Source organism: Acetatifactor sp. (assembly GCF_982438285.1).
In genome coordinates this window covers 1-11,433 of record NZ_CEWDFQ010000072.1, presented here as the reverse complement: position 1 = coordinate 11,433, position 11,433 = coordinate 1, and the positions used below count along the sequence as shown (strand labels likewise).

8 protein-coding genes are annotated in these 11,433 nt (G+C 50.7%); all 8 read left to right on the top strand.

Translation table 11 applies throughout. From position 1 onward, the window contains the following. The first annotated feature begins 101 nt into the window (after nucleotides 1–101). The 8 genes from uvrB (at nucleotide 102) to AC1WIP_RS05415 (ending at nucleotide 11,286) form a co-directional block, all read left to right on the top strand. Complete coding sequence (gene uvrB, locus AC1WIP_RS05450; protein ID WP_481140868.1) at nucleotides 102–2,093, top strand: excinuclease ABC subunit UvrB; 1,992 nt, start codon at nucleotides 102–104, stop codon at nucleotides 2,091–2,093. Nucleotides 2,094–2,143: 50 nt separating this feature from the next. Further along, nucleotides 2,144–4,996, top strand: coding sequence for an excinuclease ABC subunit UvrA (uvrA, locus tag AC1WIP_RS05445; protein ID WP_481140867.1), 2,853 nt, complete (start codon nucleotides 2,144–2,146; stop codon nucleotides 4,994–4,996). A 155-nt stretch (nucleotides 4,997–5,151) separates the two neighbouring features. Continuing rightward, a complete protein-coding gene (gene mreB / locus AC1WIP_RS05440; protein WP_318702765.1) occupies nucleotides 5,152–6,144 on the top strand; it encodes a rod shape-determining protein in 993 nt (330 codons plus the stop codon). Between the two features lie 16 nt (nucleotides 6,145–6,160). Beyond that, nucleotides 6,161–6,940 (top strand): flagellar hook-basal body protein, encoded by a 780-nt coding sequence (locus AC1WIP_RS05435; protein ID WP_481140866.1) that lies wholly within the window; start codon nucleotides 6,161–6,163, stop codon nucleotides 6,938–6,940. A gap of 36 nt (nucleotides 6,941–6,976) precedes the next feature. After that, nucleotides 6,977–7,792, top strand: coding sequence for a flagellar basal-body rod protein FlgG (gene flgG, locus AC1WIP_RS05430; protein WP_481140865.1), 816 nt, complete (start codon nucleotides 6,977–6,979; stop codon nucleotides 7,790–7,792). A 14-nt stretch (nucleotides 7,793–7,806) separates the two neighbouring features. Then, entirely contained in the window at nucleotides 7,807–8,154 is a 348-nt protein-coding gene (locus AC1WIP_RS05425; RefSeq protein WP_481140864.1) for a rod-binding protein, read from the top strand. Between the two features lie 118 nt (nucleotides 8,155–8,272). Continuing rightward, the gene (gene recD2 / locus AC1WIP_RS05420) at nucleotides 8,273–10,507 is read left to right on the top strand and encodes an SF1B family DNA helicase RecD2 (protein ID WP_481140869.1); all 2,235 of its coding nucleotides are present in this window, start codon (nucleotides 8,273–8,275) and stop codon (nucleotides 10,505–10,507) included. Nucleotides 10,508–10,539: 32 nt separating this feature from the next. Then, nucleotides 10,540–11,286: a double zinc ribbon domain-containing protein gene (locus AC1WIP_RS05415; protein WP_481140863.1), complete on the top strand. Its 747-nt coding sequence runs from the start codon at nucleotides 10,540–10,542 to the stop codon at nucleotides 11,284–11,286. Nucleotides 11,287–11,433: the final 147 nt, after the last annotated feature.

The window sequence follows — 11,433 nt, the reverse complement described above, 5'->3', positions numbered from 1 at the left end:
CTGTTATGTGATTAAATGCGGGAAAATATAAAAATTATTTTATGTTTTTTAGATATGGTTAAAGATGATCATATCAAAAGTCACAAAGGAGATATTTTATCATGGACCATTTCGAATTAGTATCAGAATACGCCCCAACCGGCGACCAGCCTCAGGCAATCGAAGCTCTGGTCAGGGGCTTTAAAGAAGGCAATCAATTTGAAACGCTGCTGGGTGTTACAGGCTCAGGCAAGACTTTCACCATGGCCAATATCATTCAGGCCCTGAACAAGCCGACCCTGATCATCGCCCATAACAAGACGCTGGCCGGACAGCTCTACGGTGAGTTTAAGGAGTTTTTTCCGAACAATGCCGTGGAGTATTTCGTCTCCTACTATGATTATTACCAGCCGGAGGCGTATGTTCCCTCCTCGGATACCTATATCGCCAAGGACTCCTCCATCAACGATGAGATAGAGAAGCTGCGCCTGTCTGCAACGGCGGCGCTGGCGGAGCGGCGGGACGTGATCGTGGTTGCCAGCGTGTCCTGTATTTACGGCCTGGGCAGTCCTGAGGAGTACAAGAGCATGGTGGTTTCCCTCCGTCCGGGCATGATCAAGGACCGGGATCAGGTGCTTCGGGAGCTGGTGGACATACAGTATACCCGCAATGACATGGATTTGCAGAGAAGCTCCTTTCGGGTGAGAGGAGATGTGATAGAAATAAATCCCGCTCAGGGAGGAGATTACCTGATCCGCATTGAGTTTTTTGGAGATGAGATAGACCGGATTGCGGAGGTGGAGCCCCTGAGCGGAAAGGTTCATGCGGTTTTGAACCATATCGCTATCTTTCCGGCCTCTCACTATGTGGTATCCCAGGATAAGATCAAGGCTGCCTGCGACAATATTGAAAAGGAGCTGGAGGAGCGGGTACGGTACTTTAAGAGCGAGGACAAGCTGATTGAAGCCCAGCGCATTGCGGAGCGCACCAATTTTGACGTGGAAATGCTGCGGGAGACAGGCTTCTGCTCCGGCATTGAAAACTATTCCCGGCATTTGAACGGGATGCCGGAGGGGGCGCCCCCCATGACCCTGATGGACTTTTTCGGGGACGACTATCTTATCATCATAGACGAGTCCCATATGACCATACCACAGATCGGCGGCATGTATGCAGGGGACAGATCCCGAAAGACTACGCTGGTGGACTATGGCTTCAGACTGCCCTCCGCGCTGGACAACAGGCCGTTAAATTTCGAGGAATTTGAGTCCCATATCGACCAAATGCTGTTTGTGTCGGCCACTCCCTCCCGTTATGAGGAGGAGCATGAGCTGCTGCGGGCGGAGCAGATCATCCGTCCCACGGGACTTTTAGACCCCAGGGTGGAGGTGCGCCCGGTGGAAGGGCAGATAGACGATCTTGTGGGAGAGGTAAACAAGGAGACCGCAAAGCACAATAAGGTGCTGATCACCACCCTTACCAAGCGGATGGCCGAGGACTTGACAGACTACATGAAGGAAGTGGGAATCCGGGTAAAATATCTGCACTCGGATATCGATACCTTAGAGAGAGCCCAGATCATCCGGGATATGCGCTTGGATGTATTTGACGTGCTGGTAGGTATCAATCTGCTGCGGGAGGGTCTGGACATTCCGGAGATTTCCCTGGTGGCTATTTTGGATGCGGACAAGGAGGGATTTTTGAGAAGCGAGACTTCTCTGATACAGACCATCGGACGTGCTGCCAGAAATGCAGAGGGACATGTGATCATGTATGCGGACACCATCACAGATTCCATGAGGGCTGCACTGGAGGAAACCAACAGGCGGCGAGAGATTCAGATGAAGTATAATGAGGAGCATGGCATCACGCCCCAGACCATAAAGAAAGCAGTGAGAGACCTGATCAGTATTTCCAAGGTGATTGCCAAGGAGGAGCTGCGCTTTGAGAAAGATCCGGAGTCCATGAACCGTAAGGAACTGGAGAAGCTGATCGCGGACATTCAGAAGAAGATGCAGAGGGCGGCTGCGGACCTGAATTTTGAAGCGGCTGCAGAGCTCAGGGATAAAATGATTGAGCTGAAAAAGCGGCTGCAGGAAATGGATGAGGAATAATCTGGAAAACAGACAGAAAGAGGAAAAAGGGCAAAGAAAAGAGGAAAGCTATGGAAGAAGCAAAGAAGATGCGTCCCCGGGAATACATTAAAATACGCGGGGCAAGGGAACATAATTTAAAAAATGTAAATGTGGATATCCCCAGAAATGAGCTGGTGGTTTTGACGGGAATGTCAGGGTCCGGGAAATCCTCACTGGCCTTTGACACCATTTATGCGGAAGGCCAGCGGCGTTATATGGAATCCTTGTCCTCCTACGCCAGACAGTTTTTGGGACAGATGGAGAAGCCTAATGTGGAGCGTATCGACGGACTTTCTCCTGCCATTTCCATTGACCAGAAATCCACAAACCGCAATCCCCGCTCCACTGTGGGAACTGTGACGGAAATTTACGATTATTTCAGACTGCTTTACGCCAGAATCGGGATTCCCCATTGCCCAAAATGCGGCAGAGAAATTTCAAAGCAGAGCGTGGACCAGATGGTGGATCAGATCATGGAGCTGGGAGAGGGCACCAGAATACAGCTGCTTGCCCCCGTGGTGCGGGGACGCAAGGGAGAGCATGTGAAGGTGCTGGATCGGGCCAAGAGAAGCGGCTATGTGCGGGTGCGCATTGACGGCAGCCTGTATGAGCTCACGGAGGATATCCGGCTGGACAAGAATATCAAGCATAATATTGACATTGTAGTGGACCGGCTTGTGGTAAAGGCGGGCATAGAGCGCCGGCTTACGGACTCCATCGAGAGTGTGCTGGAGCTGGCTGACGGACTTTTGCTGGTGGACATTATCGGCGGAGAGCCCCTTACCTTCAGCCAAAGCTTTTCCTGCCCGGACTGCGGCATCAGCATCAGCGAGATTGAGCCCAGAAGCTTTTCCTTCAACAATCCCTTCGGCGCCTGCCCCGAATGCTTTGGGCTGGGCTATAAAATGGAATTTGATGTGGATCTGATGATTCCCGATAAATCCCTGAGCATTAATCAGGGAGCCATTGCCGTTATGGGCTGGCAGTCCTGCACGGATAAGAGCAGCTTTACCAACGCTATCCTGCAGGCCTTGTGTAAGGAATATGGGTTTGATCTGGACACTCCTTTTGAGGATTATCCCGAGAAGATAAAAAATATTATTCTGCAGGGCACTAACGGCAAAGAGGTGGAGGTTCACTATCAGGGCCAGCGTGGAAAGGGAATTTACCCGGTGGCCTTTGAAGGATTGATTCGAAACGTGGAGCGGAAATACCGGGAGACAGCCTCGGAGATTGTGAAGCAGGAATATGAAAGCTTTATGCGGATCACTCCCTGCAGGGAATGCAAGGGAATGCGTTTGAAAAAGGAATCTCTGGCGGTGACGGTCAGTGGGAAGAACATATACGAAGTGACCTCTTTGTCTGTGCGGAAGCTCTATGAATTTGTCCAGAATATGCAGCTGAGCAGCCAGCAGCAGCTCATCGGCAAACAGGTGTTAAAGGAAATCCGTGCAAGGGTAGGATTTTTACTGGATGTGGGTCTGGAATATCTTTCTCTGGCAAGAGCCACCGCCACCCTTTCCGGCGGAGAGGCCCAGCGCATTCGTCTTGCCACACAGATCGGATCAGGCCTGGTGGGTGTCTGCTACATTCTGGACGAGCCCAGCATCGGCCTGCACCAGCGGGACAATGATAAGCTTTTAAATACCTTGAAAAATCTCAGGGACTTGGGCAATACTCTGATTGTGGTGGAACACGATGAGGATACCATGCTGGCGGCGGACTATATTGTGGATGTGGGACCGGGAGCCGGCTCCCACGGAGGAGAGATCGTAGCCTGCGGAACGGCAGAAGAGATTATGAATACGCCGGGCTCTGTCACAGGAAAATATTTAAGCGGCGAGTTAAAGATTCCCGTCCCTCAGGAGAGAAGGAAGCCTACAGGGTGGCTCAAGGTGCTGGGGGCCCGGGAAAACAACCTGAAAAATATTGATGTGGAGATTCCGCTGGGTGTGATGACCTGTGTTACCGGCGTGTCGGGCTCTGGCAAGAGCTCTCTGGTCAATGAGATTCTTTACAAGCATCTGGCCCGGGACTTGAACCGGGCAAGATGTATTCCGGGGAAGCATAAGGATATTCTGGGCCTGGAACAGCTGGATAAGGTGATTGACATTGACCAGTCCCCTATCGGACGCACTCCCCGCTCCAATCCAGCCACCTATACGGGAGTGTTCGACCAGATCAGAGACCTGTTCGCATCCACGGCGGACGCCAAGGCTAAGGGATATGGTAAGGGGCGGTTCAGCTTTAACGTAAAGGGAGGCCGCTGCGAGGCCTGCGGCGGAGACGGCATCCTCAAAATCGAGATGCACTTTCTGCCGGATGTATATGTGCCCTGTGAGGTCTGCGGCGGGAAGCGCTACAATCGGGAAACGCTGGATGTAAAATACAAGGGAAAGAGTATATTTGATGTGCTGGACATGACGGTGGAGGAGGCTTTGGCCTTTTTTGAGAATGTTCCGTCCATCCGCCGAAAGATCGAGACTTTGTACGATGTAGGTCTTTCCTATGTGAAGCTGGGACAGCCCTCCACCACCCTTTCCGGCGGAGAGGCCCAGAGAATCAAGCTTGCCACAGAGCTGAGCCGCCGCAGCACCGGAAAAACCATTTATATTCTGGATGAGCCTACTACGGGCCTGCATTTTGCGGATGTGCACAAGCTTGTGGAGATTTTGCACAGGCTGGCGGACGGCGGGAATACAGTTGTGGTGATCGAGCACAATCTTGACGTGATAAAGACGGCGGACTATATCATTGACATCGGCCCTGAGGGAGGCGACAAGGGCGGCACAGTGATCGCCAAAGGCACTCCCGAGGAGGTGGCTGCAAATAAAAACTCCTACACAGGTCTGTATGTGAAAAAAATGCTGGAAAAACGTTAAAGAATACAGGGTTTTCTGCCGATAAAATTTTAAAATTTTATGAAACCCCTATGAAAATGGAATCATTTCAGTTATAATATGTCGTGTATGACTAAAAATTGAAAGTTTAGAAACATTATGCTATATAGATACCATTAGAAAGGGGTATAAGATTTATGCAGTGCACAGACATCGGAATTGACCTGGGAACAGCCAGCATTTTAGTTTACATCAGAGGAAAGGGCGTGGTTTTAAAAGAGCCTTCTGTTGTTGCGTTTGATAGAGATACCAATAAAATAAAGGCCATCGGAGAGGACGCCCGTCTTATGCTGGGAAGAACGCCCGGCAACATTGTGGCGGTAAGACCGCTGCGCCAGGGCGTAATTTCTGATTATACCGTCACTGAAAAGATGATGAAATATTTTATCCAGAAGGCGCTGGGAAAGAGAACCTTCCGCAAGCCCCGCATTGCGGTGTGTGTGCCCAGCGGCGTGACGGAGGTGGAAAAGAAGGCTGTTGAGGATGCGACCTATCAGGCGGGGGCGAGAGAGGTGTCCATCATTGAGGAGCCCATTGCCGCAGCCATCGGTGCAGGTATAGACATTTCCAAGCCCTGTGGAAACATGATCGTGGATATCGGGGGAGGAACCTCCGACATTGCTGTGATTTCTCTGGGCGGCACGGTGGTCAGCGCTTCTATTAAAATTGCGGGAGATGACTTTGACGAAGCCATTGTCCGCTATATGCGGAAAAAACATAATCTTCTGATCGGAGAAAGAACGGCAGAGGATCTGAAGATTAAAATTGGGTCGGCTTACAAGCGGCCGGAAGTGGATTATATGGACGTGAGGGGGCGGAACCTGGTAACCGGTCTGCCAAAGACCGTCAAGGTGTCCTCTGAGGAGACGGAGGAAGCCCTCAGGGAAACCACTGCACAGATTGTGGAGACCATACACAGTGTTTTGGAAAAGACGCCTCCGGAGCTGGCGGCGGATATTGCGGACAGAGGCATTGTGCTTACAGGAGGCGGAAGCCTGCTTCGGGGGCTGGAGGATTTGATTTCGGCCAAAACAGGCATCAACACCATGACTGCTGAGGACCCTATGACGGCAGTTGCCATCGGCACCGGAAGATATGTCGAATTTTTGGCAGGCTACCGGGAGAACTGAGAAGAGGAGACGTTTTATGCTGAAGGGATTGTACACGGCCTATACGGGCCTGATAAACGAACAAAACAGGATGGATATTCTCACAAACAACCTTGCCAATGCTTCCACGGTGGGATTTAAGAAGGAAGGCTCCACCAGCCAGTCCTTTGACGATATTCTCACGGTAAAGATCAAGGACGCCTCTGTTGGCGTACAGAATGTGCAGAGAACCGGTATCAACAATCCCGGTGTAAAGATTGGTGAAAACTACACGGACTACAGCCAGGGATCTTTCCGGGTCACCGGAAACACTTATGACCTTGCATTGTCAGGAGACGGCTTTTTCGTCATTGAATATACCAACAAGGCGGGGGAGACCTCCACAAAATATACCAGAGCGGGACAGTTTACGCTGACCAGGGAGGGTTATCTGGTGACCCAGGACGGAGACTATGTTCTGGATACCCAGAACCGCAGAATCCAGCTGAACACTCTTCTTGATTCTGAAATTGACAGCGACGGCAATATCAGCCAGAACGGCACCCGTGTGGCACAGATTCAGGTGGTGGACTTTGCCGACTATGACTATCTGGAAAAATATGGGGAAACCTATTTCCAGCCGGTGGAAGGCGCCGAGATCATCAATTCCGATGCAGAGGTAAATTCCGGCTATCTTGAAATGGCAAATGTCCAGATCGTGTCGGAAATGGTAAATCTGATCAGCATTACCCGGGCTTATGAGAGTAATCAGAAAATTGTGCAGACCTATGACAGCTCTCTTGAGATTGCCGTAAATCAGCTGGGAAGAGTACAATAAACCCAAGGATAAAGGACACCAAAAAGGAGAAACAATATGGTACGTAGTTTATGGACAGCGGCAACCGGTATGATTGCACAGCAGACAAACGTTGACACAATTGCGAACAACCTGGCAAATGTGAATACCCAGGGCTATAAGACCCAGGTGAATGAATTCAAAAGCCTGCTCTATCAGAATATTCAGACTGAGACTACAAGCGCAAACGGCGAAAACAAGCCCGTGGGAGCGCAGGTGGGACTGGGAGTGCGCAATGCGTCCATTTCTTCCATTTTTACGCAGGGAAATCTCGTGGCTTCGGAAAGCTCCACGGCCTTTGCCATTGACGGAAAAGGCTTCTTTGCTGTGCGCGGCGAGGATGGCAATACCTACTACACCAGAAACGGAAATCTGCAGTTTACCCTGGCGGCCAACGGAAATATGCTGGCAACCACAGACGGACTTCCTGTGCTCAGCACAGCGGGGAATCCCATCATTCTGGGGAACAATTACATTGTGAGCGATATCACGGTGGGCAAGGACGGAAGCCTGTACTACCCGGACGCCAATGAGAATCTGCAGCCTATCGGCATTACCATCGGCATGTTCCAGTTCAACAATCCCAACGGCCTGGAAAAAATGGGAGAAAGTCTTTATGCGGTCACTGCGGCCAGCGGCCAGGCCATCAATGAGGCTGCCAGCAATATTGTGGAGAGAAGCACCGTTGTACAAGGCTACCTGGAGAGCTCCAACGTGCAGGTGGTAGATGAGATGGTGAACATGATTGTGGCCCAGCGGGCCTATGAGCTGAATTCCAAGGCAATCACAGCCTCGGACGAAATGCTGCAGCAGGCTAACAATCTGAGAAGATAAGGAGGCAGGAAGAAATGGATATCAGCAGTATTACTTCTATGTACAGTGACATTTATGCCAATGCCTCCAGCCAGACTGCATCCAAGCTGGAGAATCAGCTGAAAACGGATTATTCCCAGGCGGACGATGAAGAGCTGATGGATGCCTGCAAACAATTTGAGGCGTATTTTCTGGAGCAGATGTTTAAGGAAATGATGGATACCATCCCGGAAAGCGAAAGTACATCTGGTTCCACCTCCTCCATGGTGGATTTCTACAAGGATCAGATGATACAAAATATCGCGTCGGAGTCTGTGGAGCAGAACAGCCTTGGCCTTGCGCAGATGCTTTATGAACAGATGAAGCGCAACTATGATTTATAGACTATTTTTCAAGCTGCTGTTATCGGCAGCTTTCTTTATTCCCGCGGGCAGTGAGCCGGGGGCGCGTCTACGCGTCTGTTCGGTGAACGCCGCGAAACGGCAGGGTGAAAGACGGGATATGGAAACAGTAAACGGATATGTGGAGCACATTATTTTCCAAAACAAAGAAAATGGATATACGGTGATGAATCTGGCGGTGGAGGGGGAAGAAATCACCTGTGTAGGCATGTGCAGAGGGCTGGCCCAGGGGGAAAACATAACAGCTCAGGGAGAGCTTGTGGAGCACCCTGTGTATGGAAGCCAGTTTAAGATCAGCACATACCAGGTGACGGCGCCCAAGGACAGTGTGAGCATGGAACGTTATCTGGGCTCAGGAGCTGTGAAGGGAGTGGGCGCCGCCTTGGCGGCACGGATCGTAAAGAAATTCGGCAGCGATACCTTTCGGATTATAGAGGAGGAGCCGGAGCGGCTTGCAGAGATCAAGGGTATCAGTGAGCGGAAGGCCATGGAAATAGCCGTGCAGATGGAGGAGAAAAGGGAGCTTCGGGAAGCCCTTGTCTATCTGCAGCAGTACGGCATATCCAATACCCTGGCGGTGAAAATTTACGATGCTTATGGGAGTGACCTTTACCGCATTTTAAAGGAAAACCCGTACAGACTGGCTGAGGATATAAACGGCGTCGGCTTTAAAATTGCAGATGAGATTGCTGCCAAAATCGGGATTCACACGGATTCCGATTATAGAATCCGCAGCGGACTTTTGTATTCGCTGTTGCAGGCCGCAGGAGAGGGACACTGCTATCTTCCCATGAATATTCTGCTTGAGAGAGCGCATATATTACTTGGAGTAAGCAAAGAGAATATCCGTCCACAGGCGGAAAACCTGATGATGGACAAAAAGCTGGTGATCAAGGGGGAGAATGTATTTGCCGCCTCCTATTATTATGCGGAATTGAACTGCGCCAGGATGCTTCATGAGCTGAATATTCCTATGATGGAGGGACAGACGTTCTCCGGGGAGGAAGCCGTTCTAAGGCGGCTTAAAAAGCAGGCCGGGGAGCTGCAGATGGAGCTTGACGAGCTTCAGCTGAAGGCAGTGATGGAATGTATACAAAATGGACTTTTTATCCTTTCAGGAGGGCCCGGCACAGGAAAAACCACTACCATCAATATGATGATCCGCTATTTCGAGGCAGAGGGGCTGGATATTTTTCTGGCGGCGCCCACAGGCAGAGCGGCAAAGCGTATGACCGAGGCCACAGGCTTTGAGGCCAGAACCATACACCGGCTGCTGGAGCTAAACAGCGCGCTGTCGGACCAGGACGGAGGAAGAGCAAAATTTGAAAAAAATGAGCAGAACCCGCTGGAGGCGGATGTAGTGATTATAGATGAGATGTCTATGGTGGATATTCATCTTTTTCAGTCCTTGCTCAGAGCGGTGATGCCAGGCACTAGACTAATTCTGGTGGGAGATGTGAATCAGCTTCCCAGCGTGGGGCCGGGACAGGTGCTCAGGGATGTGATGAGCAGCAGGGCCTTTCCCATGGTGGTGCTGCAGAAAATATTCCGGCAGGCGGAAAGAAGCGATATTGTGGTAAATGCCCACCGGATCAACGCAGGAGAGCAGATTGCCCTGGACAATAAATCCCGGGATTTTTTTCTGTTGGAAAGAAGGGATGTCAATGTCATATATAAGCATATGATACAACTGATTCAGGATAAGCTGCCGGGATATGTGGAAGCGGAACCCTTTGACATACAGGTGTTGACTCCCATGAGAAAGGGGAGCCTGGGCTGCGAGACCTTAAACGGCATTCTGCAGAGATATTTAAATCCGCCGGATTCCCGAAAAAAAGAGCACCTTAGCGGCAGCACGCTGTACAGAGAAGGTGATAAGGTCATGCAGATCAGGAATAATTATCAGCTGGAGTGGGAGATTGTCAGCCGCTATGGCATTCCCATTGACAGGGGCACGGGGATATTCAACGGAGATATGGGCAGAATTTTGGAGATCAACGAAGGGGCGGCAAGCCTGGTGGTGGAATTTGACGAGCACAGGAGAGTGACCTATCCGTTTTCGCTTCTGGAGGAGCTGGAGCTGTCCTACGCCATAACCATACATAAGGCACAGGGGAGCGAGTATCCTGCGGTAATTATGCCTCTTCTGGGGGGGCCGAGGCTTTTATTTAACCGCAATCTCCTCTACACAGGCATCACCCGTGCCAAAAGCTGTGTCACTATATTGGGCAGCAGTGATACAGTCAGAGAGATGATTGCCAACGAAAGTGAAAACAAGCGTTACACAGCATTGTCCCAGCGCATCCGGGAATGGAAGGGGAACCTGGAGGCGTAGGAAAGCTTCGGAGAAGGCCAGAAAGAGGGACTGTGAAAAATAGAAAAGAAACAAAATGGTATTTGCTTTGCAGTATGGCAGGGAAACAGGCAAGACAGCTTCTGTTTCCCCTAAGGTGCCCTGTGTGCGACCGCATTGTACAGCCTTACGGAGAAAAAATATGTGCGGAGTGTGTGCCGAAGCTGAAGCTTATCACACCGCCCTGGTGCATGTGCTGCGGGAAAAAGCTTCTGGAAGAAGGAGAGTACTGCAGCAGCTGCAAAGGGAAAAAACGCAGCTGCATACGTGGCAGGGCGCTTTTTGAGTATGAGAGCGCCGCAGCCTCTCTATACCGCTTCAAATACGGAAAACGGCAGGAGTATGCGGACTTTTACGGAGAGGAAATGTGGAAATGGCTGGGCGGATTTATACGGGGGGCGGCGCCGGATGCCCTTGTGCCCATTCCCCTCCACAAAAAAAGGCTCCGCAAGCGGGGATATAATCAGGCGGCGCTTTTAGCCAGAGCCCTGGGACGCTGTGCCGGGCTGCCTGTGTATGAAAATCTTTTAAAGAGAGTGAAAAACACAGCTCCCTTAAAGAGCCAAAATCCGAAAGAAAGGCAAAATAATTTGAAAAAGGCTTTCCATATATGCCAAAATGATGTAAAATTAAGTACGATTATAATTATAGATGACATTTACACTACCGGCAGTACCGTAGAGGAGGCGGCCAGAGTATTGAAAGAAAATGGGGTGGAGAAGGTTTACTTTCTTACACTTGCCGGCAGCACTGGGATTTAAGAAAGCGGTGCAGGGTGCAATAAGCAGCACAGAGAAGCAGCGCAGAAATGGGGCGTTTTATGGACATTAGGAATTGCAGAGGATGCGGAAGGATATTCAACTATGTGGCGGGGCCTATCTTGTGCCCGGCCTGCAAGGAATCTCTTG